The organism is Cupriavidus sp. 96C5-1 (genome assembly GCF_057798855.1).
The window spans coordinates 42,806-66,021 of the sequence record NZ_JBYOJU010000045.1 but is presented as its reverse complement, the minus strand read 5'-3'; the positions used below and the strand labels follow the sequence as shown (position 1 = coordinate 66,021).

23 protein-coding genes and 1 pseudogene are annotated in these 23,216 nt (G+C 61.1%); 12 read left to right on the top strand and 12 right to left on the bottom strand.

The window, feature by feature from the left end:
- Nucleotides 1-91: 91 nt before the first annotated feature.
- The 5 genes from AC3FOF_RS35290 to AC3FOF_RS35270 all read right to left on the bottom strand — a co-directional run bounded on the left by AC3FOF_RS35290 (nt 92) and on the right by AC3FOF_RS35270 (nt 4,878).
- Nucleotides 92-307 carry an ACP S-malonyltransferase gene (locus tag AC3FOF_RS35290; RefSeq protein WP_017227459.1) on the bottom strand — a complete coding sequence of 72 codons (216 nt, stop codon included), beginning with the start codon at nt 305-307 and terminating at the stop codon, nt 92-94.
- 58 nt (nt 308-365) lie between these two features.
- Entirely contained in the window at nt 366-1,109 is a 744-nt protein-coding gene (locus AC3FOF_RS35285) for an SDR family oxidoreductase (protein ID WP_488729233.1), read from the bottom strand.
- Nucleotides 1,110-1,130: 21 nt separating this feature from the next.
- Complete coding sequence (locus AC3FOF_RS35280; protein WP_017227461.1) at nt 1,131-1,424, bottom strand: DUF1330 domain-containing protein; 294 nt, start codon at nt 1,422-1,424, stop codon at nt 1,131-1,133.
- A gap of 599 nt (nt 1,425-2,023) precedes the next feature.
- A complete protein-coding gene (locus AC3FOF_RS35275; protein WP_488729232.1) occupies nt 2,024-3,811 on the bottom strand; it encodes an ABC transporter ATP-binding protein in 1,788 nt (595 codons plus the stop codon).
- A 50-nt stretch (nt 3,812-3,861) separates the two neighbouring features.
- Nucleotides 3,862-4,878, bottom strand: coding sequence for an alpha/beta hydrolase family protein (locus tag AC3FOF_RS35270; protein WP_488729251.1), 1,017 nt, complete (start codon nt 4,876-4,878; stop codon nt 3,862-3,864).
- Between the two features lie 121 nt (nt 4,879-4,999).
- On the opposite strand from AC3FOF_RS35270, the gene AC3FOF_RS35265 reads away from it, so the two are divergent.
- Nucleotides 5,000-5,593: a TetR/AcrR family transcriptional regulator gene (locus tag AC3FOF_RS35265; protein WP_017227465.1), complete on the top strand. Its 594-nt coding sequence runs from the start codon at nt 5,000-5,002 to the stop codon at nt 5,591-5,593.
- 430 nt (nt 5,594-6,023) lie between these two features.
- Here AC3FOF_RS35265 and AC3FOF_RS35260 read toward each other — a convergent pair whose 3' ends face one another.
- Both AC3FOF_RS35260 and AC3FOF_RS35255 read right to left on the bottom strand, forming a co-directional pair.
- Entirely contained in the window at nt 6,024-6,452 is a 429-nt protein-coding gene (locus AC3FOF_RS35260) for a DJ-1/PfpI family protein (RefSeq protein ID WP_488729231.1), read from the bottom strand.
- Between the two features lie 797 nt (nt 6,453-7,249).
- Nucleotides 7,250-8,170, bottom strand: a complete 921-nt coding sequence (locus AC3FOF_RS35255) for a LysR family transcriptional regulator (RefSeq protein ID WP_035812425.1) — start codon at nt 8,168-8,170, stop codon at nt 7,250-7,252.
- 111 nt (nt 8,171-8,281) lie between these two features.
- Here AC3FOF_RS35255 and AC3FOF_RS35250 point away from each other — a divergent pair, with 111 nt between their 5' ends.
- A complete protein-coding gene (locus AC3FOF_RS35250; protein WP_017227467.1) occupies nt 8,282-9,127 on the top strand; it encodes a branched-chain amino acid aminotransferase in 846 nt (281 codons plus the stop codon).
- A 357-nt stretch (nt 9,128-9,484) separates the two neighbouring features.
- The gene (locus AC3FOF_RS35245; protein WP_488729230.1) at nt 9,485-9,808 is read left to right on the top strand and encodes a hypothetical protein; all 324 of its coding nucleotides are present in this window, start codon (nt 9,485-9,487) and stop codon (nt 9,806-9,808) included.
- A gap of 39 nt (nt 9,809-9,847) precedes the next feature.
- Here the strand turns inward: AC3FOF_RS35245 and AC3FOF_RS35240 are convergent, their stop codons facing one another.
- The 4 genes and pseudogenes from AC3FOF_RS35240 to AC3FOF_RS35225 all read right to left on the bottom strand — a co-directional run.
- Nucleotides 9,848-11,341, bottom strand: coding sequence for an amidase (locus tag AC3FOF_RS35240; protein WP_017227468.1), 1,494 nt, complete (start codon nt 11,339-11,341; stop codon nt 9,848-9,850).
- Nucleotides 11,338-12,339: a Bug family tripartite tricarboxylate transporter substrate binding protein gene (locus AC3FOF_RS35235; RefSeq protein WP_276265911.1), complete on the bottom strand. Its 1,002-nt coding sequence runs from the start codon at nt 12,337-12,339 to the stop codon at nt 11,338-11,340. The genes AC3FOF_RS35240 and AC3FOF_RS35235 overlap by 4 nt, the downstream gene beginning before the upstream one ends.
- Before the next feature lie 422 nt (nt 12,340-12,761).
- On the bottom strand, nt 12,762-13,079 hold the full coding sequence (locus AC3FOF_RS35230; protein WP_488729250.1) for an ABC transporter permease: 318 nt from the start codon (nt 13,077-13,079) through the stop codon (nt 12,762-12,764).
- A 22-nt stretch (nt 13,080-13,101) separates the two neighbouring features.
- Nucleotides 13,102-13,239, bottom strand: a pseudogene (locus tag AC3FOF_RS35225) (tyrosine-type recombinase/integrase); the annotation flags it as partial.
- A 505-nt stretch (nt 13,240-13,744) separates the two neighbouring features.
- Between AC3FOF_RS35225 and AC3FOF_RS35220 the strand changes: the two are divergent.
- Genes AC3FOF_RS35220 through AC3FOF_RS35190 form a run of 7 tightly spaced genes read left to right on the top strand, consistent with a single transcriptional unit; the run spans nt 13,745 to nt 21,009 of the window.
- Nucleotides 13,745-14,713 carry a Bug family tripartite tricarboxylate transporter substrate binding protein gene (locus tag AC3FOF_RS35220; protein WP_488729229.1) on the top strand — a complete coding sequence of 323 codons (969 nt, stop codon included), beginning with the start codon at nt 13,745-13,747 and terminating at the stop codon, nt 14,711-14,713.
- 21 nt (nt 14,714-14,734) lie between these two features.
- A complete protein-coding gene (locus tag AC3FOF_RS35215) occupies nt 14,735-15,691 on the top strand; it encodes an NAD(P)H-dependent flavin oxidoreductase (protein ID WP_017227472.1) in 957 nt (318 codons plus the stop codon).
- A gap of 11 nt (nt 15,692-15,702) precedes the next feature.
- Complete coding sequence (locus tag AC3FOF_RS35210) at nt 15,703-16,434, top strand: enoyl-CoA hydratase/isomerase family protein (protein WP_488729228.1); 732 nt, start codon at nt 15,703-15,705, stop codon at nt 16,432-16,434.
- Nucleotides 16,435-16,440: 6 nt separating this feature from the next.
- Nucleotides 16,441-17,640: a CaiB/BaiF CoA transferase family protein gene (locus tag AC3FOF_RS35205; RefSeq protein WP_276265909.1), complete on the top strand. Its 1,200-nt coding sequence runs from the start codon at nt 16,441-16,443 to the stop codon at nt 17,638-17,640.
- Nucleotides 17,641-17,657: 17 nt separating this feature from the next.
- Nucleotides 17,658-18,428, top strand: coding sequence for an enoyl-CoA hydratase/isomerase family protein (locus AC3FOF_RS35200; RefSeq protein ID WP_488729227.1), 771 nt, complete (start codon nt 17,658-17,660; stop codon nt 18,426-18,428).
- Nucleotides 18,425-20,047, top strand: coding sequence for an AMP-binding protein (locus tag AC3FOF_RS35195; RefSeq protein ID WP_488729226.1), 1,623 nt, complete (start codon nt 18,425-18,427; stop codon nt 20,045-20,047). Before AC3FOF_RS35200 ends, AC3FOF_RS35195 begins: the two co-directional genes overlap by 4 nt.
- Before the next feature lie 20 nt (nt 20,048-20,067).
- On the top strand, nt 20,068-21,009 hold the full coding sequence (locus AC3FOF_RS35190) for a hydroxymethylglutaryl-CoA lyase (RefSeq protein ID WP_488729225.1): 942 nt from the start codon (nt 20,068-20,070) through the stop codon (nt 21,007-21,009).
- Here AC3FOF_RS35190 and AC3FOF_RS35185 read toward each other — a convergent pair.
- Nucleotides 20,995-21,645, bottom strand: a complete 651-nt coding sequence (locus tag AC3FOF_RS35185) for a MarR family winged helix-turn-helix transcriptional regulator (protein ID WP_276265906.1) — start codon at nt 21,643-21,645, stop codon at nt 20,995-20,997. The two genes, AC3FOF_RS35190 and AC3FOF_RS35185, sit on opposite strands and share 15 nt — an antisense overlap.
- A gap of 356 nt (nt 21,646-22,001) precedes the next feature.
- On the opposite strand from AC3FOF_RS35185, the gene AC3FOF_RS35180 reads away from it, so the two are divergent.
- Entirely contained in the window at nt 22,002-22,856 is an 855-nt protein-coding gene (locus tag AC3FOF_RS35180) for a transposase (protein ID WP_488729224.1), read from the top strand.
- Nucleotides 22,754-23,200 carry a hypothetical protein gene (locus AC3FOF_RS35175; RefSeq protein ID WP_488729223.1) on the top strand — a complete coding sequence of 149 codons (447 nt, stop codon included), beginning with the start codon at nt 22,754-22,756 and terminating at the stop codon, nt 23,198-23,200. Before AC3FOF_RS35180 ends, AC3FOF_RS35175 begins: the two co-directional genes overlap by 103 nt.
- Nucleotides 23,201-23,216: the final 16 nt, after the last annotated feature.

Below are 23,216 nucleotides of genomic sequence, written 5' to 3'. Positions count from 1 at the left end.
GGACCGGCGCAAGCAGCCCACTCACAAAGAGTCGCATCAATGACGGACGCCGGGGGGAGCATTCCCAGTGCATGCCGGCGGACCGATTGTTCTATGAAGTCGGGGCATTGGGAACCACCGCTGCCGCGTAGGCCCCGATCGAAAGCCCAGCCATACCATCTACCGTTGTGCCGTCGTCGAGCAGAAGCCGCGCGCTGGCCACGCCCGCCACCAGCAGACAAAGCTGCCCGGCATCGATCCACGCGCCATTGCGCTCGGCGCGCTGCCTGCCACGCAAGCCGCGGGAATCCTGCCAGAGTCGTCCCATACGGCGGATTGCTAGGGATCTCCAATCGTGACAAGGTGGGAAAGGAGGCTGTCTCGACCTAGAGCGTGCTTCTATACAGGCCACCGTCGATCACCAAGTTCTGACCAACGATGAAGCTCGCACTATCCCCGCACAGAAAGGCGCACGCGGCGCCAAATTCCTCAGGCGTTCCAGATCGACCTGCTGGCACATCTTCGATCATCTTGTCCGCCACAGGTCCAAGTTCGCGAATACGCTCGGTCAATATGGTGCCGGGAAGCAGGTTATTTATCGCGATGTTAAATTTCGCCACTTGTCTCGATACGGACGCCACATAGCCTGTCAGCGCCATTCTCGACGCAGTGGAAAGTTCCAAGTGTTCTACGGGCTTCCTTACGGCCACGGAAGTGATGTTGACGATCCGTCCGAAGCGGCGTTCAATCATGCTGGGCAGTGCGCTTTGGATCAGGTCGATGGCGGAAAGGAAATTCAGCTCCAATGCTCTATGCCATTGGGCGGCATCGACGTCCAGATAGGGCATGGCGGGAGGCCCCCCGGCATTGGTTACCAGGATATCCATCGTGGGGCACGATGTCAGCACGGCTGCCCGCTCGTCGGGTCTAGACAGATCGGCAGCTAGCCACTCGACACCTTGATTTGTATTTGTCGGAAGCAGGTCGACTGCCGTGCGCAACTTGTTTTCGTCACGCGACACAAGCGTCACATGAACACCCTCGGCGGCCAGTGCCTTGGCGCACGCAAATCCGAGTCCTGTCGATGCACCGCAGACCAATGCACGACGTCCAGTAATTCCAAGATCCATCTAACGCTCCGCTTGCCCGCACTACGAGGGCGTACCAGGGACAATCACGAATTCGGCTTCTGACGCCGTTTCCCGGATCGCCTTGGCTGACTGATATTCGGCGGACTCATAAAATGCCTTCGCGCATTCCATATCAGGGAACTCCACAACGACCACGCGACGGTCTTCCCGAGGGCCCTCAAGCGTAAGGGGCGGTCGTCCTCTGGAGAGAAATCTCCCGCCATGAGCCTCGACGATGGCGGGAGTCAATGCGGTGTATTTGGCGTAGATATCGGGATAGTCGATCTTCACGCGTGCGATCAGGTAGGCAGACATTGGCTTCTTGGCATTCGCACCCAGTGAGCAAGTGCGTAGTGTTAGTCGCATCGATAATAGATGCCAACGAAGGCGTCAGAGAGTGGCTGGAAGTTGTATCTGATATTGGCAATGTTCATAACTGATCGCTGGCAGAGCTCCGTGCCGGGCTCGCTACGACGTTTTGCCGGCCGACGCGGCGATCGTATTTCGAGCCGAGCTCGAGCCGTCGCCGGACGGAATGTCACTTGCGCCGTCGAACGTAGAAGGTTTCGTTCGGGAGAACTCTGAGCGCGCATCTCCGCTCCACATGACGGACATCTGCCGGATGGCGTTCTTGCTGGGGCTCAATAGTGTCTTGACGGGGCAAAGGGCCTAGTGTCCTACTGCACATCGAGAGTCTCGCGTGGAGGAGGTGTCTGAAGCCGGTCTCGGCAATGGGGAGGTGGATGTCGGCATTGGCTCGCCACCGATGAGTTGTGGGGGAGTACTCTCCCTGCAACTTCGCCTGCTTCACGTCTATTGATACGCGATAGAGAACCATCGGCAACCTGCCCCGACCATCTGGCCTGATGCCTGGCAAGTGGGAGCGCCAGGCGTCAGGCCGATTCGGGGCCATGTCAGGTTCCGGACTTCACAAGCGCGGCATAGATGCCATTGACACTCGTCAATTCCTCGTGCGTGCCTACTTCGACGATTCGACCTCGTTGCAGAACGACGATCTGATCTGCGCGTCGGATGGTGGATAGGCGATGAGCGATCGTTATCGTGGTTCGCCCCTTAGACAGGTTTGCAAGTGCGGATTCCATGGCGCGTTCCGTCTTGGTATCGAGCGCGCTGGTTGCCTCGTCGAGGAGAAGCACGGGCGGATTTCTCAGAATCGTGCGCGCTAAGGCGAGCCGTTGCTTCTCTCCGCCAGAGAATCGATATCCTCGATCTCCAACGAGCGTATCGTAGCCGTCAGGCAGCGCAGCCAAACTATCGTGAATCTGTGCAATCCTGGCCGCTTCAATCAGTTCTTCGTCTGTGGCGTCTGGTTTTGCAAATCGGAGGTTCTCGGCGACAGACGCGTAGAGCAAATAGGGTTCCTGCGTTACGACGCCCAACATATCTGTCAACGTCTCAAAACTCAGATCGCGTACATCGACGCCGTCATATCGGATTGCGCCTCTATCTGCATCGTACAGACGCGCAAGAAGATAGCCTAGCGTGGTTTTGCCAGATCCAGTCGTGCCAACGATGGCGACACTGGATCCGGCAGGGATGTTGATGGAAATGTCCGACAACGTAGGCTGGAGTGCTCCAGGATAGGTGAACTGGACATTCTCGACGCGAACCGCTCCCCGCATCTGAGGTCGGCCGAAGTGCACGGCATCGGGCGATTCGACGATCTCGACGGGCTTGTCGAGATACTCAAAGACGCGAGCGAACAGAGCGCGCGTCGTGCGCATTTCTCGGCCAATGACCAAGAGTTGCTCGAGTGGCCACAACAGTTGTTCCTGCAATGCGATCATTGCCACAAGCGTGCCAATGGTGGCTGGAGCGCTGGAATTCAGCAGCAGTCCGCCCAGCAACAGGGTGAGCGCCGGAAGCATGGCCAGCATCAGATATATCAATTGCCATTGCCACTCACCCGTGGTGTGTGAGCGAACTTCCAGCTTGGCGACATCTTGCGATGTCCGTGAGAAGCGCCGAATCAGATGCTCGGCGCGGCCCATCGTGCGGGCAAGGATGATCCCCGCAATCGAGAGCGACTCCTGAACCGCTGCTGACATATCCCCGAGGCGGACCTGCTGCTCATGTGTGAGGGATTCTCGCAGCTTTCCGACACGATCACTCAGGAGAATGGAGCACGGCACTACGATCATCGAAAAGAGCGCGAGACGCCAATCGAGGACGAACATGGCGATGGCGGTCATGACAACGATGCTGGTGTTTCGTGCGAGCTCATTAGCCGTACTGGTGACCAATGCCTGCAATCCGCCGATATCACTGGCGATGCGCGACTGGATTTCGCCAGAGCGCGTCGCCGCAAAGAAGGACAGCGGTAGCGATTGCAGGTGCGAGTACAACCGTACGCGCAAATCGTGCATGATGGATTGCCCGATCTTCGTTGACATGACGATCTGCAATGTATTCAGCGCGGCCGAGAGTGCGGCAATGCCAATAAGTCCACCCGCCAGATACATCAGTAGTGTGATGTTAGCCTGAGGGAGTGCCTCGTCGATGATCGCTCGCAACATGAAAGGCGAGGCCATTCCGATGGCCGAGCTGACCAGCAGCAGGCTGACAACCCAAGCTATCTGGCGCGTATAGGGCGTGAACAGTGCAATGATCCGGCCTGCCGAGACGTGTTTGGCTGCCAGTTCGCGATATGCGTTTATCTTTGTTGTTTCAGATTCATTCATGATTGATTAACTCCAGGTCACCCTGGTGGCGCCCCCCTTGCATTACCGCCTCATTGCGACTTGATCCAGTCGGTGATCAGCGTTAGTGCGCCCGGCGCATATGCATGCCGCCCGAGGCACATGAACAGTGCAACCTTCCATTTGGGCCATTGCGATTCGAGCTGATAGTCGAACCAACGCGCGCGCAGCAACGCATGAGTAGCGTTTCGTACGAGCGTGATAGTCCGGTCACTGTGGCCGGCGAAAGCTCGCGCATACGAGTTGGCGTCATTGACCGGGTCGACGTTCCTGTCCAATGCACCCCATGCGGCGAGTACCGGGCCATGCATTGTCGCGAGCGCGGTGGAGGAATCCTCGGCGTAATTGCGCGCAATAAAAGCGAAGCGATGGGGTTCGATATCCGGTCGCGCATTCGGGTCCGCAGGCTCACCCCGGCGAGAAAAAATGCGGTCGTTGGACTTCAGTTCGGCGGCAATCGCTGCGTCGATGCTGGTCGGCGGGACGCCTTGGGCTCGCAACCGCTGCTGCGTCAGGTAAACACCTTGCCTGCGCCAATTGACTGCGCCGCCGACGATGACCGAGAACGCTGGCCGTACTTCGCTGGCTACGCGCGGAATGACCCAGCCGCCCTGTGAGAACCCGAGTAGACCGATCTTGTGGTTGGGTCCTATGGCCTGGCGCACGCGGGTCATCGCCACGACGGCCTCGTCTGCCCGGTCCTGCATCGATTGTGCAAGCCAATCGCCGCTACTTTGGCCAATGCCTGCCTTGTCCCACGTAAATACCCCGATGCCGGCGTCCAGAAGCGCATTGATGAGCGGCAGGTAGCCGCCTTCAGAGAAGCGATCGCGAGGCCCGTCGCCGTGGATGAGCAGGGCAATCGGCGCATTGGGTGCATTTCTGGGCATCACAAGGGTGCCGGACAGTTCGGCATTGCCGGCATGAAACGTCAGAGCCGAGACGCGCGCGTTCTTCAATTCGAAATCGGACAGGCCGTGCAGGGCAAATGCTCCCAACATGCAAAGCAACAGGAGGAGGGCGGCGCCTGTGGCGAGGAGGGGGCTGATTCGCTTCTTCAATTCTTTCCCTCTATGTAGACCGGCGCATATTGACACGCTTCGGATGATGTTTAATAATAGATCGAGTAGTCAGTCTATTAAATATTTTGGCAAGCGTCTAGGGGGTCGCATGCGAACGATTGACCCGGCAAAGATGGAGGCGAAGCGACGTCATATCTTGGATGCTGCAATCGACTGTTTCTCACGCAACGGGTTTCATGGCACTTCGACGGCAGCGATCTGTGCAGCGGCGGGCATGAGTCCGGGAAATCTGTTTCACTATTTCCCGACGAAAGCGTCGATCATTGAGGCGATCGCACAGGAAGATCAGTTGGCAACCGCTGAGATATTTGCTCGGTGGTCTGAGACGGACGACGCGTTGACGGCCATCGAGGAGATCGTTCTCGAGTTCATGCGGCTCGCGAGCGAACCCGTGTACGCGCGCATCAGCATCGAGATTGGCGCTGAAGCAACGCGCAATCCAGACGTTAACGCACTGTTTTTGGCCAACGAAGAGAAAGTCAAGGGTCGTATGGTCTCGTTGATCAAACGAGGTATCACTCAAGGCACGATAGACACGACGCTGGAATCTGATTTGGTAGCGACATGGCTGATTGCCCTTGCTGAAGGGGCTGTAGGGCGTGTTGTTTTCGATCGCGGTTTCGACTCATACGTGCATGAGCCAATGCTTCGACGAATCGTGCGCAAGACGTTGCAGCCGTAGCAGAAGTGCTGCGCGACGATCGAATGCCGGCCGACTTTTTCGCAGCGGCGAAATGGTACTGATCGAGTGACCAGGAGGGAGGCACGCTCAGAGGCACGCTACGGTCGAAATGCCGGGCGTTTATCCGTGACCTCACCCTACTTCGATGCCCGGATATGCTTGCATGGACGCTTGCGCATGTGGCCGAGTCGACCCCAGCAGCTTGTGGGTTTGGCAAGCCGGTCTTGCCCATTCGGGCAGTGCTTCGGGTCAGGATCAGAAATGACTGGGCCGGCTTTGCCTGGGGCAACGTGCTGTCCCCCGGGCGAGGGCGCGGGACGGTGCATGTCCGGAAGTCGATCAGTCACCATCGCCGCGATGCCATTGCACGTCGTGATCCTGGCTTGTTGTGAACGCATAGGCCACTTGTTCGATGTAGCCCGGTGTCCTTTCAAAATGCTGGCCTTCGCGAGAACTGCTGAGCCTGTACAAACGGCAGGAGTCCATGCGGTTCCTTGTCCTGCTTTCGCATGAGCTCGAGCATAGCGGGATTGCCGGCTTCGGTACGCGTACCCACGCCACCGGGAACAATCGAGATGTCGAATTGCGGCGCGGTATCGAATGAATAGGTCGCAACAGTCTCGACACCTTGTGCTGACCTCACCGAACCACCATGTTCGGACACCATCAGAATCTGATAATCAGGAAGATTGCCCCACATCTCCACTGGTCCAACTACGTCCAGCGTCTCGAAACTCGGGAACATCACGATGCCGATCCTTTTCTTGGCGTTCGCTGTCGCCGTTGGTATTTCCTCGGGGCTCGCTGCTGGAGAGGCCATGGACGTGCCGGATGCGACCATCCGATTTTGTGCCGTCATCTGGAGTGTTCCCTTGTGAGCGAGCGGTCGTGCCTGACGCACAAAAAAAGGAGCGCGGACATTCCGCAATCAGGTCGATATACATGGCATGAGTGTGCCGCGCATAATCACCGCGGTTCAACTCGCCGCTGCTGGCGGCAAGGACAGCGATTGCGCTCTTGGTTGGTGCTTTGGAATGCGCGGTCGCGCGTGCAGGTGGTCGAGCAAGTGGCAGGTTTGAGTGGCCGGAGAAGGCTAGTGCTGTCTCGACCTGGAACTCGTCCGACTATGCGAGTCGATGCATGTCGTCCCGTGGTGGATGCTACGGTTGGCTTGCGTATTCGACCGTTGAGCTGCCAGATCGATGTCAAATTCAAGTAGATCCGCCCGCGTCCTTGCGTGCGTGACGTCGCTGAGAGGTAATATCGAGTCTTGCTCGCCATACCAGAGCCGGACTCTTGTCCTTCCGGATCGGGCTCTGCACGGACGCCGTCGCTAGTGCGGGGACGCCTTTAGTGCCCGGGAATCAGCTGAATGGATTTTCGCGACGGCTGGCTATGAACTTGCTGTCTAAGCACCATTCGCCTCGTGCCATCAGTCTCCTCCATCTGCTTTTGCGTGGTCGGCAAGAACTTTGCCTTGTATGGCAGGCTGGCCTGGGGCTGCGTGCCTCCGATGTCTGGGCCGACCATCCGGGAGGTAGCCGTCATCATCTCAAAGCATCGGCCTTCTGGATTCCAAGTGTCAGATGTCAACCAATGGCCGAGTGCTGCAATCGGATCACCAGTCTTCCCTGGAAATCGGTGACGAACCTGAATTTATCGCTTCTCAAACAGGCTCGAAATAGTGTTTCGCAGCCAGCGGATGCCTTCGTCCTGCCGGCTTCTTTCGTGCCAATGTAGGCGGATGTCGAAGGTTGGCAGTTCCAGTGGCGTCGGAACAATGTGAAACGCCTTTGGATCGTGAAACGACAGAACCGCAACATCGGGCACCGTCAGCAAGTAGTTGCTTTTCGACAGAATCTGCTCAGCAGCCAAATAGTGAGGGATTGCCAGCGCGATGTTGCGACGCATGCTCATCGAACGCAATGCGCTCTCTACCAGTGAATGCCCGCTGCTTGTGGCGTCAATCGCCAAGTGATCCGCCGAGGTAAAGGCCGCTAGATCCAGTTCGCTCTTTGCCAAAGGATGGCCCTTGCGCATGGCCGTGACATAGTGTTCGTGGCGCAGGAGGCGCGAATGTACGCGTCCCTTGATCATCGGCAGGGAGCCAATGGCCACATCAATCTCCCCGGAACTCAAGCCTGCTTCCAACGTTTCCCACGCAAGATTCTTGACCGTAAGTCGGATGCCCGGTGCTCGGCGGACGAGGAAGTTGTTCAGGCCCGGCAGGAATACGAGCTGGCCGATGTCGGTCATGTGGATCTTGAAGGCCCGCGTGGACTTTGCTGGATTGAACCCCTGCGGATGGGTCAGTGCCAGTGTGACACCCTCCAACAACGGTCGCAGCTTGTCCCTGAGCGCGATGGCGATGTCCGTGGGGGCGACTCCATAGCGAACCCGCACAAAGAGCGGATCGCCGATCGCCCGGCGCCACCGTTGGACCATCACGGAAACAGCTGATTGGCTCATGTCCAAACGCAGGGCCGCCTGGCTCAGGTTCTGGCATTCGCAGATGAGGCAGAAAGCATGTAGTTCCGCCAGCGTCCAGTTATATGATTTGTAAATATTAGATACCAAGATGGGGAGAACTCCAGCACATTTTTGCCATATATTATAGATGGTTTGAATAGTACAGCGAAGCGGCAACAGGGCGGTTCCCTGGTATGCCGCCCGTGTTGTGGAGCACGCATGAACAGAGCTGAGATCACATGGTTTGACGGTAGCTGGAGCACCACCAAGGTGCCCTTGATTGGCGCGACCGATCACGCTTTCTGGATGGCGTCTACGGTGTTTGACGGGGCTAGGTCGATTCAAGGCCACGTGCCGGACATTGCGGCGCACAGCGAGCGCCTGATCCGTTCCGCGGTTGCCTTGGGTATGCATCCGAAGATCAACCGTGAGGAAGTCGAGAGTTTAGTATGCGAGGGCCTCAAGCGCCTGCCGCAGGGGCATTTCGACTACTACATCAAGATGCTGTTCTTCTGTTCCGACGGGTTTCTGCTTCCGGATCCGGCATCGACCGCATTGGCTCTGCATATTTTCGAGTCCCCCCTGCCGGAAGACAGCGGATTCAGCGCCACATTCAGCCAATTCCGCCGCCCGGAGCCATCTATGGCGCCTACGGATGCGAAGGCATCGTGCCTCTATCCGAACACGCAGCGTGTCCTGCGGGATGCAACGGCGCGGGGCTTTGATGGGGCGGTTGTGCTCGACCCGGACGGCCATGTCGCGGAGTTCGCCGTCGCGAATCTGTGGATAGTGCGAGATGGCGTTGCCATGACCCCGGAACTGAATGGAGCGTTCCTGAATGGGATTACGCGGCAGCGTGTCATGGCACTACTACGCGAGGACGGGATCGAGGTCCGCGAAGTGCGCTTGACCCCCACGGACGTACTGGAGGCAGATGAGCTGTTCAGTACGGGCAATCATGGCAAGGTTCTTCATTGCGACCGTATTGAGGACCGCAGCTTGCCGCATGGCCCTGTCGCGAGCCGTGCGCGTGAACTCTACATGGCCTATGCACTAAGTTGCTGACGCGATGTCAGCCCATGACTACCGGGAGTAGGGAACCTGCTCTCCTACTTGATGGCAGGCGTAGCAGCGAGCGACGCGTGTCGGTGCCGGAGCCCCCTTTGCTGCGTTCGACTGGCGGCGCCCTGCGGGGTCCAACCTGGCAGCGGCGCCCGGGGCATGGCCTCCCACAGCAACTGCAGTGTCACGCCCTTACGGCGCAGTTCGCGATGCAGGTAGGGGACGTCCGGCGTCACCCGCCCGCCTGGGCTGTTGGCCGGCATCAGCTTGCTTCCTTGCAAAAAAGGAAACAGCGTATCGCCGGCGTTCTAGCCCATGCGCAGTCCCACCCCCAGCCCTTGCCCAGCCCCACTACGGTGCGTGATCACCCGTTTCGGCTGCTTGATCACCGATTTCGGCCGTCGCCGAAGTGATCCGGCCGAAACCAGCGATCACTTCCCGCCGAAACAGGTGATCACGCGCCACCGAAATACGCAACAGATGCGCTGGACGGACCAAGGAGCGCCCTGCATGGTGCAGGTCAGGGTCGCGGTTTTGAACGGGGAACTCTCACCCAACCGCATCTCGGCGCTCGAGCTCGCTGTCTCGCGTCACAGCCAATCCACCGGGCCAGCATCGCCGAACTGGCACCGGTCGCCGAACAAAATGAACCGTGACATGCTCGCGGAAAGTCCGAGCGCCTGACGAAATCGGCCTCCCAACTTTTGCAGGCTTTCCTTCACGCTATGATAATTTAGTGGTCGCCAACGGCAGCAGTTCGGCCTGCAGTCTTTCGAGCCGGTGGGCCACCCTGAGTACCTCCCAATCTCGCCCTGGAGCCCCCACGATTTGCAGGCTTATTGCGGCTCCGCCGGACTCAAGTCCCCAGGGCAGCGAGATTGCAGGCATACCGCTCAAACTGAATGGCAGTGTTAGGTTGGATACTGCCGTGTGAAGTGGGTAACGGTATCCGTCGATTAGCACATCGGCATCACCCACGTTTGGGGCCAGTGCCCGCATGACGGGGCACAGCAGCATGTCGGCCTGCTCGAACTGAGCCATTATCTGCTCAACTAGCATGCGCCGCAGGCGCTGTGCCTTTAGGTACCAGTGCCCCGGCAGGAACTGTGCCATCTCAAGGCGAACACGTACGTCCTCACCCAGTTTTTCGCCGCAATCCCGCAGGCGTTCCGAATGGGCGGCGGCCGCTTCAGTCGATACCGTGATGTACTGGATCGCCGGCGCCAGATCCATACCGCTTACCACAGAGTCGAACACGCGAGCGCCATCGTCTGTCAGCACTTGTGCACCGTGCTGCATCGCGGCACGGACATGCGTGTCCAGCGGGGCATCGAAGAAACCACCTAACCGCGCGACCCGCAGGCCGCGCAGCGGTCTCTCCGATAGACCGGGAAAGGCCGGCAGGCCGGTGAGGGCGGCAAAAGACCGGGCGCAGTCCATTACAGTGCGTCCAATCGGCCCCACGTGATCAAGCGAAGCTGCCACGTCAATCACGCCTTCACGCGAGACGGCGTCGTAGCTCGGTTTGAAGCCAACGACACCACAGCAGGCAGCGGGAATTCGGATCGAACCGCCGGTGTCCGTGGCCAGCGCGACATCCACAATGCCAGCTGCCACCGCCGCAGCAGATCCACCGCTAGAGCCGCCGGGAATACGCTCCGGGCTCAAGGGGTTCAGCACCCGGCCGAACACGGGGTTTGCGCTATTCGCGCCAAGTGCCAGCTCGTGCAGGTTGGCAAGCCCCATTGCCACGCCTCCCTGCCGCTTCATCGCGGCCACTGCGGCAGCGTCAGCCGCGAAAGGACTGGCGTCGCTCGACGCGCTGCCGCCCGTGCGTGGCATTCCTGCGACGCCTATCAGATCTTTGACCGCGAATGGGACTCCGCGTAGATAGCCATCTGCTGGCGGCGCCAGGCGCTCGGGCAGGTACGTGAAGGCATTGAGATGCGGTTGGGCCTGCGCGCGGACCAGCGCCTCCTGCGCCGTCAGGCCGCTAGCTGGCGCCGGGGCGAGCTGCGCCTCGGGCGCTTCGATTCGTACCGGCTCTGCCACGTAGGTTGGTCCCTGTGGCGTTGCTGCAGCGCGAAAACGCGACAGCTCCTCTTCGTTCATGCGAAAACGCTCCACCCACAGCGGCGCGCGTTCCCGATGGCAGTAGCCGAGCCAGTCCGCATATCCGGCCAATACTGCGGCAAAGTCGGAATCGTTGAGGCTCATTCCAGCGTCACCTTGGCGTCGCGAATCACGCGCTCCCAGCGAGCAATGTCGGTGCGCAACTGGTCGGCGAGGGTCTGCGGCGGGGTGCGGCGGATACTTCCGCCCTCCAACCCTTCCAGGAATGCCTTGACGTCATCCTGCGCGAGCACCCAGTTGATGTTGTCGTTCAGGCGTTGCACGGCCTCCCGAGGCGTGCCGGCTGGCGCGAAGATGCCATACCACGTACCGATATTGAAGGATTTCAGCCCCGCTGCTTCAGCAACCGTGGGGATGTCAGGTAGCGCTGTGCTCCGCTTAAGGCTGGTCACAGCCAGTGGCCGGAGCTTGCCGGCCTTGATGTGAGGCACGGCCAGCGAGATGGACGAATACATCAGCGACACTCGCTGGGCCATCACATCGGTCAGCGCGGGGGCCGAGCCTTTATAGGATACGTGGCGCATCTGGATGCCGGCCGCCTGGGCGAACAATTCGCCCGAAAGGTGGGGCGTAGTGCCCACGCCGGCAGAACCGAAGGTCAACAGGTTCGGGTCCGCCTTTCCCGCGCGCACCACGTCAGCCAGCGTCTTGTATGGCTGTCCAACTGATGTCACGATCAGGATTGGGATGTCGGCCAGATATGCTACGGCCTGTAAGTCGGTCAATGGGTTGTACGGCACGCTTTTGATTAGGAGGGGGGCGACGGCTAGGTTGTCGGCTTGGCCGATCAGGAGATTAAGTCCATCTGCCGGCATCTTGGCGGCCGCGCCGACGCCGATGGTACCGCTGGCGCCGGGCCGGTTATCTACCACCACTGGCATGCCCATGCGCTCACTGAGCCTGGCACCGATTAGGCGGGCCACCGCATCTGTACCTCCTCCGGGAGGAAATGGCACTACTAGTCGAACTTGGTTGCCTGCAACGAGCTGAGCGGCGGTCGGGCGCGACTGTAAAGGGCCAAGAAGACCACCAATGGCCAAGGAAAATATGAACTGTCGGCGCCCGAGGATTTTAGAGTACATGTGCGTCTCCTTTTTTTTGAAATGACACTCCGCCGTTCTGGACGGATGGAAGCGATTTTACGTATCTACGCCTGCTAGTCTCTCATCGTTTTTGAGCGCACCCCCCCTTCGCGGTCGGCGAAGGTTTCGACTCTACCCTCCGGTCAAACCAACCGTTCCAGACAATATGCAGTCTCCAGTATCCCAGCGTTTGCAATGCCTGCTGATTCAGAATTCCCGTTCCTGAGACGACCGATCCTTCGGACCGGAGCACATTCTCTGAGTGGGCAAGTCGCTTGGCAATGAGTGACCGAACGCTGGCACGCTTGGTCGAGCGTGAGACGGGTCTTCCTTGGGACGCTGGCGACAACAGCTTCACCCCCGGCTCAAGCCCCGTGGAAACTCTCCACAACGCTTGGGCGACTCAGTGGCACGCGCGCTGGTTAGCGCTTGGCATCGGCAAGCAATCGCAGTTGCTTGTCGGGCTGTGTGGAGGGCGTCGATTCGGCGGCAGGCTTGCCGCGTTGCGACGCGTGCCACGGCATCATACGTTCTTCGGCGAGTTCCAGGCCCTTGAACAGGATTACACCAAGGATGCACAGCAGCGCTAACGCGACGAAGACGGTCGGCGTGTCAAAGCTGCCTTGGGCAACCAGGATGATGTGCCCCAAGCCAGTCTCTCCTGCCACGAACTCGCCTACGATTGTGCCAACAAGTGCGAAAGAAATACCGACCTTCATTCCGGCAAAGCTGCTTGGCAGCGCGTTCGGAAAGCGAATCTTCCAAAGTGAGCCGCTCGATCTCGCGCCGGTAGGCAGATAGCGTCGCCGCGCTGTCGGTATAGCGCGCGAGCCAGGCGGTGACGGCAGCCAACTCGTCTGCGGCGGCAATCCGGGCGGCGGAGGCGGGGGCGCGGTTGCTGTCGCCACCCGTAGAACGAAGCAATTCTGTCACTCGGAATAGTCATTTCACCAGCTTCAAATCCCTCTTCACATCAGCACGCATTTCGAAGAGGCGTCGATGGAGCGCATTTACAAATAGGGAGGGATTCTTGAGAACAGCTTCCGCATGAAGCTTGGGACAGCCTAATCGACAGAGCCTTGCCGCTTTGCGGAGAATATGCGGCGGTTTGGTGTGGTTACGCTCAAGCAGCTTGCCTCATAGACGCTATCCCCTCGCCGGCTATTGCGCTCCAAGCCAGTCTAAGCCCTACCTCTTGAACTCGCGAATGTACTCGGGGAATCAGGCCTTGCTTCAAAAAGCCTTCCAGGTTCGGTAGAGGTGCTGGCCTCCACTTTTCATCTGGGAGCCGTCCCTCACCCATCCCGGGTTCTCCTGGCATCGTTCGCACAGCAATATGGTGGACATTATCAACTAGATGAATTACTATGTCCACAAATATAGAAACGGTCCAAATCAAGGAGACATGATGATGCGTCTGATGATGTACGTGCTGTGGACGGCTGCCTTACTGATGGTCAGCCCTGCGCGAGCTGCCTATCCGGATCGGCCGATCGTTCTGGTGGTGCCGTTTGCGGCCGGCGGGCCGGCTGACGTGATGGCGCGCACGCTCGCCAAGTCCATGGGTACCCGGATAGGACAGACGATCGTGGTGGAGAACCGGCCGGGCGCCGGAGGGCTGGTGGGAATTGCCGGTGTGGCGCGTGCCACGGCAGACGGATATACGCTTGGTATGGCCGGTACGGGCGCCCTGGTGTACGCTCCGTTCATTTCGCCGAAGATGCCATTCGACCCGCTTAAGGATGTGACCCATCTGAGCACGATGGTCTCCACCCCCAACCTGGTGGTCGTCAATGCCAGCTCTCCATTCAAATCGGTTGCCGATCTGTTGGCAGCGGCCAAACGCGAGCCGGAGAGGTTCACCGTGGCGTCGGCTGGCGTGGGCAGCAGCACCCATGTGGTTGGCGCGTTGTTCCAGCGCGAAGCGGGCATTCGTCTGCGCCACGTACCTTACAAGGGTGGCGCGCCCGCCGTGCAGGATCTGATGGGCGGGCAGGTGGACATGTTTATCGCCGAAGTCCCAGCCGTGGCGCACCTGATCAAGGGCGGCAAGCTCCGTGCACTGATGGTGACCGACACCAAACGGCTCGCGGCGCTACCGGACGTTCCCACAGCGGCCGAAGCAGGTTTGCCGAAGGTGCTCGCCGCGGGAGCGTACGGCATTGTCGCGCCGCGCGGCCTGCCTGAAGACGTGGCCCGCAAGATTGTCGATGCCGTCACCGGTGCATTGCGCGCCCCTGACGTTGTGGAAAAGTTTGCCGAGCAGGGCGGCATCGGGCAGTCCAGCACGCCGGACGCGTACCGGGCGCTGATCAAGTCCGAGCAGGGGCGATGGGGGCCGGTCATCAAGGCTGCCGGCATCACCGCAGAGTAACCGTTGCAGAGGAATCAGAACATGAGCATCAAGACGCGAATTACCGAGTTGCTCGGGATCCGCTACCCCATCATCCAGGCCGGCATGAGCTGGGCATCGTCAAGTTCGCTGTTGGCGGGGGCGGTGTCGAAGGCCGGCGGTTTGGGGGTGATTGCGGCTGGCCCGATGCGGCCCGATGACCTGAGGCGTGCGATCCGGGAAGTCCGTGCGATCACGGATGCGCCATTCGCGGTCAACGTGGCGCTGTACAACAAGCGCGCTGCCGAGCATCTGCAGATCGTGCTAGACGAAGCCGTGCCAATTCTGATCGCATCGCAGGGCAGCCCGCGCGACCACATTGGCCGTTTTCAGGCGGCCGGGGTCAAGTGGCTTCACGTGGTGGCGCATCCCGACCATGCGCGCAAGGCAGCCGCCGCCGGTGTTGATGGACTGATCGTGGTGGGTGGCGAGGCAGGCGGACATCCGCCGCCAAGCGGCACAAGCACGCTGGTGCTTGTGCGGTTGATTGCGCGTGCCGTCAACCTGCCGATCATTGCCGGTGGCGGGGTTGCCGATGGCGCGGGCGTTGCGGCCATGCTTTGCCTGGGCGCCGATGCCGTGCAGATGGGTACGCGCTTCCTGCTGACGCCCGAGGCCTCGCTGCATGATGCCTACAAGCAGAAGGTTCTGGGAGCCGGGGTGGGCGACACCACGCTCGTGGGCTGGCGTGGCCTGCCGATTCGCGCGGTGCGTAATGCGTTCACCGATGAGTACGAAGCCGCGGAAAGGGCCGGCAAGCCGCGCGAGGCGCTTGAGGCGCTGTTCGGCAGCCGTTCGCTCAAGATGGCGGCAATGGATGGTGATGTCGATCAGGGCAAGGTCGAGGCGGGGCAGAGTGCAGCGCTGGTCGATGCACTGGAGCCGGCCGCCGCGCTGGTCGAGCGCATTGCGGCCGAGACGCGCGAAGCGATGTCACGCATGGCAAATCAATTGAAGTAAAGAGGCTGGACATGAGCGAACTGCAGATTGAAAACGTCGGCCAGGTGCGCGTGCTGCGCATGAACCGCCCTGAAAAGCGCAACGCGCTGAACAATGCACTGACACGTGGGCTGGTGGATGCACTAGCGGCGGCCGAGGCCGATGAGGCTGTGCATGTGGTGGTGTTCACGGGCAACGGTTCGGCGTTCTGCGCCGGCGCCGACATCACGGAGTTCAAGGACCTGGCCCCGGACCAGATGTCGCGCGTGGAAGAGCGCGCCGAGCTGACGATGCAACTGCACCTCAGCGTATCGCGCATGAGCAAGCCCGTGATTGCCGCAATCAACGGGTTTGCCATGGGCGGTGGGGCAGGGCTGGCCATTGCGTGCGATCTGGCGCTGGCAGCGCGTTCGGCGCGCATTGGGTACCCGGAAGTGAAACATGGCATCGTGGCTGCCATCGTGCTGCCAAACCTGACGCGACAGATTGGTCGCAAGGCGGCCTTTCACATGGTGGCCACCGGTGAATCGATCGATGCGGAGCGCGCGGTCGAGCTCGGCATGGTCAACGCCGTGCATGACGACCATGTGTTGATGGATGAGACCATGGCGTTAGCCAGCCGTCTGGCGGGTGTCAGCCGCGCAGCCATGGCCACCACTAAGCAGACGTTTCACGAAGTGGTGGACCTGCCGCTGGCTCGCGGTCTCGAGATCGGCCGCGAAGCCAACAAGCGCATGCGCAGCTTCGTGCGGACGGAGCGGTAGCGCGCCATGAGCAAACCACTCGAACACATCACGATCCTCGATCTCTCGCGGGTGCTGGCCTGCCCGTTCGCATCGATGATCCTTGCGGAACTCGGTGCTACGGTGATCAAGGTCGAGCAGCCCGGCTGCGGTGACGAGACACGCAGTTTTGAACCACGCGTGGAGGCCGAGGGCGGTAGCGAAAGCGCCTACTACATGGCGTTCAATCGCAGCAAACAGTCGATCACGGTCAACCTGCGCAGCGAAGCGGGGCAGCAGATCGTACGAGATCTGGCCGCAAACGTCGATGTGGTGATCGAGAACTTCCCGGTCGGCACGCTCAAGCGCTATGGACTGGGCCCCGAAACGCTCAGGGAGATCAATCCGAAGCTGGTCTATCTATCTTGTACCGGATTTGGGCAGACCGGTCCCTACGCACCGCGCAAGGGCTACGACACCGTGTTCCAGGCGATGGGCGGGATCATGAGCCTGACCGGCGAGCGCGATGGCGGGCCGGTCAAGCCTGGCTTGCCGGTGGCCGACCTGACGTCCGGACTCTGGGCGGCCATTGCGGTACTGTCGGCGCTACAGGGCCGCAGTGCGTCAGGGCAGGGCTGTCACATCGATCTTTCGATGTTCGATGCGCAGGTCAGCCTGCTCACGCTGGCGGCGGCGCGCTGGTTCGCGCTGCAGGAAGTGCCGCAGCGTATGGGCACGGAGCACCCCGGCCGCGTGCCATCGGCAAGCTTTCAGGCCGCTTGTGGCCGCTGGCTTCATATCACGGCGAGCGACCAGCACTGGGAGCCGCTCCGCAAGGTGCTGAAACTGGAGACCTGGGGTGCGGATCCCGAACTGCAGACGAACGTGGGACGTGTGCGCCGGCGCGATGAAGTGATGCGGCGGCTGACTGACGCCGTAGCGGCGTGCGATCGCGACGAACTGTGCGCTGCCATGGATGCTGCGGGCGTGCCTGCCGGTCCGATCAAGTCGGTGGACGAAGTCCTCTCCGATCCCCATGTGCTGGCGCGCGGCATGGTGGCGAACTTCGACCATCCGGTCATCGGCCAGTTTCCGGCGCTGCCGGTGCCGCTGCGCTTTGACGGCTGGGACAACCCCGAGGTTGGGAGACCGCCGCTGCTTGGCGAACATACCGGCGACGTACTGCGCGAGCGGCTGGGTATGGACGCGCAGCGTGTGAAGGCGCTGCGCGAGGCCAAGGCCATCTGAAGTGTATGGAGATAGCTATGACTGAATCGAACGAAACGGGCACACAGCCTGCCGTGCTATACGCGGTCGAGGGCGGCATTGCCACAATCACGCTGAACCGGCCGGATAGCCGTAATGCGCTGAACCTGGCCATGTGCGAGGGTTTGCAGGCCGCAGCCACGGCGGCCGCCGCCGATGCAGACGTGCGAGTCGTGCTTGTGCGCGCTGCCGGTCCGGTGTTTTGCGCGGGGGCCGACCTCAAGGAACGCAAGACGATGGACGAAGCGCAGGTGCTGGCCCGCCGCATGCGTGGATTCTTTGCCTATGAAGCACTGGAAAGCCTGCTGATGCCGGTGATCGCCATTGTGGCAGGCCCGGCAGCGGGTTCCGGCGTGGAAATTGCCTCGGCCTGCGACTTTGCCGTGGCCACGCCCGCTGCCACGTTCTGGACGCCGGAGGCGCAGTGGGGCACCGTGGGTGCGACCCAACGCCTGGCGCGCATCGTCGGCAAGCGGCTGGCCAAGGACATGATGTTCACCGGACGGCGGCTGACGGCAGCGGAAGCACTGGATGTTGGGCTCGTCACGCGTATTGTCGCGCCGGACAGTCTGGAGGAGGAGGTGGCGAACCTGGCGGCAAGTGTCGCCAAGGCGCCGCCGCTGGGCATGCGCCTGGCCAAGCGTTGCATCGACCGTGGCATCGAACTGGGCCCACGTGGCGCGCTGGCCGAGGAATTGCTGGCGATTGAAAAGAATCTGGCCCGCTCGGACTGGCGTGCCGGCATCGGGGCATTTGGAGGCAGAGAATGACGTGGGAACCTCGGACACTGGCCGCGGTGCTGGCGCAGCAGGCCGGTTTGCGTGGCACGGAACACGCGCTGGTCACGCCCGGCGGGACTGCCTCATGGCGCAAACTAGAGGCGCAATCGCGCCGCGTCGCCAAGGCGTTGCTCGCGCGCGGTGTGCGCCGCGGAGATTTCGTTGGCCTGCTGTGCGGCAACGATGAGCATTGGGTGGCGAGCTTCTACGGCGCCGCCCAGATCGGCGCCGTGACCGTGCCCGTCAACACCCGTTTCAAGGCTGCGGAGATCGCGTATTGCCTGCGCCAGTCCGATGTGCGGCTGTTGATCCTGACCGACCGGTTCCTTAAGATCGATTTCATGGCGTTCCTGCGCGAGGTGGAGCCTGCCGTCGATCATGCGCTGCCGGGGCAGGCGCTGCCCTTGCTCCGCGATGTGGTGGTCGTTGGCAGCGATGTGCTGCGTGCCGGTCTCGAGTGGGAGGCATTTCTTGCCGCGGGCGATGCGCTGCCCGACGATGCGCTCGCGGGTGCCATCCGTGCCGTCACGCCGGAGGATCTGCTGCTGATCCAGTTCACGTCCGGTACGACGGCGCACCCCAAGGGCGTGATGCTCACGCACGACAACATGTTGCGCAATGCCGCGGCCGTAGGCCAGCGCCTTGGCATCGAACCTTCGGATTGCTATTTCAACTGCCGCCCGTTCTTTCACGTGGCCGGCTCCACGCTGTCGCTCCTTTGCGCGCTGTGCGCGGGCGCAAGCATCGCCACGCTGCCCACATTTGATGCCGGCGCTGCGCTGGCGATGCTGGAGCAAGAATGCTGCACGTTCATCTCCGGCAACGAGACCCTGTTCCAGATGCTGATCGCGCACGGGTCGTTCGAGCGCTCGCGATTGCATCTGCGTGGTGGCTGGGCAGCGGCAGGCCCTGACACGATGCAGCGCATTATTGACGAGATGGGCATCGATCAAATCTGCTGGGCGTATGGCCTGTCGGAGGCGTCACCGAATGTCGTCATCAATGATTGGCGCGATGATGTAGCGTTGCGCGTGGGGGGGGTCGCGCTCCCGCATGATGGTGTAGCGGTGCGAATTGTCGATGAGGCGTCGGGCGCCGTCTGTGACGCCGATGCGGTAGGCGAGATCCAGGTCAAGGGCTGGAGCGTGATGCGAGGCTACTACAAGCAGCCTGACGCGAACGCCAAGGTGTTCACTGCGGACGGCTGGCTGCGCACCGGCGATCTTGGGGCATTGCGCACGGATGGACGCTTGCGGCTGGTTGGCAGGTTGAAGGACGTGTTCCGTGTCGGCGGTGAGAACGTGGCGCCCGCCGAGGTGGAGCAGGTGCTGTTGTCCCATCCCGCAGTGGCATCGGCCCAGGTGGTGGGTGTGCCCGACACGCGCCTGGGCGAGGTGCCGGCAGCGTTTGTCACGCTCAAGCCCGGCATGACGCTGGACGCCGAAGCGCTGCTAGCGTGGGCCAGGCCGCGTATGGCGAACTTTCGCACACCACGCTACGCCGAAATTGTGACCGACTTCGAGCGCATCGGCATGACCGCCAGCGGCAAGGTGCAGAAGAACAAGCTGCGCGAGCATGCCATCGCGCTGTTTCACCTGTCGAGCCAATGAGCACCGAGCCGGAGATATCCATGACTGCCGAAGTCGTCCTGTGTGAATGCTTTGCCCGCGACGGGCTGCAACATGAGCCCGATTTTATGCCCACCGAAACGAAAATGGCACTCGTCGACCGCTTTGCGGCAATCGGCTTTCCCCGCGTGGAAGCCACGTCGTATTCGAATCCGAAGGTCGTGCCGCAGTTTGCCGATGCCACCGATCTGCTGCGCGCGCTGCCACGGCGCGATGGTGTGATGTACAAGGCGACCTGTGCCAACACCCACGCCGTGCAGCGCGCGCTGGCGGACCTTGATGCCGGTATTGGTGCCACCGAGGTGAGTCTGCTGGTGTCTGCCTCGTCGTCGCACTCCGAGCGCAACCTCAAGCGCAGCCGGGACGATCAATGGCAGAACATTCGCGCCATGGCAGATGCGGCGCGTGGGCGTTTCCGCATGGTCGGTACCATCTCGGTCGCGTTCGGTTGTCCGTTCGAAGGCCATGTCGACCTCCAGCAGGTGCTGCGCGATGTCGGGCGGTTTCGCGATGCCGGCGTCAGGCTCGTGACACTCGGTGACACGACCGGCATGGCCACACCCGAAACCGTGCGGGCATTGTTCCGCGCCATGCGCAATGACTTTCAGGACGTCACGCCAATTGCGCACTTCCACGACACACGCGGTACCGGCCTGGTCAACTATGTTGCCGCGCTGGAAGCCGGAGTAACCCACTTCGATTGCGCGATGGGCGGCGTGGGGGGGCACCCTGCTAAGGTGCAGTACGGTGGCGGGCATACCGGAAACGTCTGCACCGAGGACTGGGTGGCGTTGCTCGACGCGATGGGCGTCCGTACGGGCATCGATCTGGACGGCATGCTGGCGGCCGCGCAGGAATGCGAAGCCGTGCTCGGCCGGCGGTTGCACAGCCGGGTGCTGCGCAGTGGCCTGAACCCGTTACGCACCTCGTTACGCGCCGCCTGAGCCGCCTACCAGCCGGTTGAGACGTGACACCAGCGAGCGGATTTCGGCAAGATCGAGCCCGGTGCCGTCACCCTGTTCCATGGCGGCGTCAACCGCTGGCGCAGGGCTCTCCGTTTCGTCAATGGGTTCGCCCGCAGCGGCCCGCCGCTCTTCATCCAGCACTTGGCGCGCGCTGGCGGTGAGCATCGACAGCATTTCCATCAACTGTTTGCGCTGCTCTGGGCTGAGCGGACTCAGCAGCCGCTCGTTACGCACATTGGCGTCGATGATCACCTGCCGGTAGAGCACATCGCCAGCCTTAGTCAGACTGAGCAGCACCGCGCGTGCATCGGTGTCGCTACGCTCGCTGACGATCAACCCGCGCTCGATCAGGGTCGATACGGTGCGGCTGGCGTAGCTCTTGTCCAATGCGGCGCGGCGTGCGAGTTCCTTCAGCGAAAGCGGTGCGTGCGCGCCAAGCATGCCTATCGATCGCCATTCCAGCAGTGTCAGCCCGAACTTGCGCTGTACGCGCAACGATGCACTCGCGGCGGAGAGGCCGGCCAGGTTATGCAGACGTGAGGAAAGCAGGTCGGTAATGATCCGCGGTGCGGCACCTGAACTGCGTTTTGTTGCGCTCATTGGCGAGGGTTCCAATTAGTTGACTCTGTCAACTATTCTACCCGCATTGTCAAAGCTAGACGACAGATTACTGCGTCAATTTACGTGAAGTGTACTAAAACCCGGTCTCCCGCACTTTATGTGATGGCTGCGTCGAGGGCTTGATTTCCGGCCGATCTGGCTTTACGTCGATCGTTACCATGAGCCAAGTTCTCGGTGGGATCGATCGTATTCTCGCCCGTGTGGGTAAGCGCTTCGTCTCCAGCGACGCCCGAGGGGAGACCATCACCGTCGAAGCCTGCAATACGGTTCGCGCGGCACCTTGTCCTGCCTGCCATCGTTAGAGTAGCCGACTCCACGGCAGCTATGTGCGCAGGCTGGAAGAACGTCCGATGCTCGAGCAGCGGGTCGTTCTCGCCGTAGAGGTGCGTCGTTTCAAGTGTGCAAACGCCGGCTGCCCGCGTCGTATGTTTGCCGAGAACATCCACGCCTTGGCCGGTCGGCATCAACGTCGGACGCCATCGCAGGCTCGGGCGTTGCACGCGTTGGGCCATGCCATCGGTGGTGAGGCGGCAGCCCGGCTTGCCAACGCCTTGGGCTTGCGCAGCAGTGCCGACACGGTGCTGCGGGAGTTGAGTTGCGTGGTCCGCCTCCTTTTTCCGCAGGGCAAGGTACCGCTTGTTCAGGCACCCGTGCGCACGATGCCGTGCCCGTCGGCCCGGCGCGTGTTCGGATGGCTTGTCGGATGGAGGAAGCTCGCCGTCGAGGAGTCCAGGAGCGCGGACCACGAGCGCTTCGTGCAGGCGCTGTGCAAGATCGAACCCATGGTGGGTGAGGTCCACAGCCTCGCGCGGGAGTTTCTCGGGCTCATGCACCGGCGAAGTCTGCGGCAGTTCGATCGATGGTTGAAGCGTCTGTCGTGCTGCGACGCTGCGGAAATGCGTAGGTTCGCGCAAAGCTTGCGCGCCGACTTACCGGCTGTGCAGGCGGCCTTCAAGCTGCCATGGAGCAATGGCCAGATCGAAGGTCACGTCAACCGGCTCAAGTTCCTCAAGCGACATTCATATGCAATGACGCATGTGCGCCTATATATGGTTGTAAATGACAACGTTATGATTGACGATATCAACTATATCGCCTACAGTTGCGGTGTAGGCGACACAACTGGCATGGCGACTCCGCAGACAACGCTGAGCCGGACGTCACGCCGATTGGCCATTTCCACGACACGCGAGCCAGCGGCCTAGTCAACTATGCTGACGCGCCGGAGACGGGCGTTCCCCACTTTGATTGTGCTTTTGGTGGCGTGGGCGGCCATCCGGCCAAGGTTCGGTACGGCGGCGGGCATACCGGCAACGTCGCCACTGAAGATTGGGTCATTCTGCTCGAGTCAATGGGAGTGAAGACCGGCATCGATCTGGGAAGATTGCCGGCCGTTTCGGCTGAATGCGAGGCGGCGCTAGGTCGGGAGCTGCACGCACGTGTCACACGCAGTGGCCTGAACCCGTTGCTGGCGGTCGTCGCGGCGGAACGCAATCAATGGCCCAAGGCAAATTCCATTTGGCCGGCGGGCCCGACAACTTGCCACTGAAGTTAAGAATTGGAAT

Bases quoted from the DNA above. Each gene is read 5' to 3' on its own strand.
- AC3FOF_RS35275 (WP_488729232.1), bottom strand. From the start codon at position 3,811: ATGAATGAATCTGAAACAACAAAGATAAACGCATATCGCGAACTGGCA.
- AC3FOF_RS35195 (WP_488729226.1), top strand. From the start codon at position 18,425: ATGACGTGGGAACCTCGGACACTGGCCGCGGTGCTGGCGCAGCAGGCC.
- AC3FOF_RS35220 (WP_488729229.1), top strand. From the start codon at position 13,745: ATGATGATGCGTCTGATGATGTACGTGCTGTGGACGGCTGCCTTACTG.
- AC3FOF_RS35200 (WP_488729227.1), top strand. From the start codon at position 17,658: ATGACTGAATCGAACGAAACGGGCACACAGCCTGCCGTGCTATACGCG.
- AC3FOF_RS35215 (WP_017227472.1), top strand. From the start codon at position 14,735: ATGAGCATCAAGACGCGAATTACCGAGTTGCTCGGGATCCGCTACCCC.
- AC3FOF_RS35290 (WP_017227459.1), bottom strand. From the start codon at position 307: ATGGGACGACTCTGGCAGGATTCCCGCGGCTTGCGTGGCAGGCAGCGC.
- AC3FOF_RS35180 (WP_488729224.1), top strand. From the start codon at position 22,002: ATGCTCGAGCAGCGGGTCGTTCTCGCCGTAGAGGTGCGTCGTTTCAAG.
- AC3FOF_RS35280 (WP_017227461.1), bottom strand. From the start codon at position 1,424: ATGTCTGCCTACCTGATCGCACGCGTGAAGATCGACTATCCCGATATC.
- AC3FOF_RS35235 (WP_276265911.1), bottom strand. From the start codon at position 12,339: ATGTACTCTAAAATCCTCGGGCGCCGACAGTTCATATTTTCCTTGGCC.
- AC3FOF_RS35265 (WP_017227465.1), top strand. From the start codon at position 5,000: ATGCGAACGATTGACCCGGCAAAGATGGAGGCGAAGCGACGTCATATC.
- AC3FOF_RS35260 (WP_488729231.1), bottom strand. From the start codon at position 6,452: ATGACGGCACAAAATCGGATGGTCGCATCCGGCACGTCCATGGCCTCT.
- AC3FOF_RS35190 (WP_488729225.1), top strand. From the start codon at position 20,068: ATGACTGCCGAAGTCGTCCTGTGTGAATGCTTTGCCCGCGACGGGCTG.
- AC3FOF_RS35210 (WP_488729228.1), top strand. From the start codon at position 15,703: ATGAGCGAACTGCAGATTGAAAACGTCGGCCAGGTGCGCGTGCTGCGC.
- AC3FOF_RS35240 (WP_017227468.1), bottom strand. From the start codon at position 11,341: ATGAGCCTCAACGATTCCGACTTTGCCGCAGTATTGGCCGGATATGCG.
- AC3FOF_RS35250 (WP_017227467.1), top strand. From the start codon at position 8,282: ATGAACAGAGCTGAGATCACATGGTTTGACGGTAGCTGGAGCACCACC.
- AC3FOF_RS35285 (WP_488729233.1), bottom strand. From the start codon at position 1,109: ATGGATCTTGGAATTACTGGACGTCGTGCATTGGTCTGCGGTGCATCG.
- AC3FOF_RS35205 (WP_276265909.1), top strand. From the start codon at position 16,441: ATGAGCAAACCACTCGAACACATCACGATCCTCGATCTCTCGCGGGTG.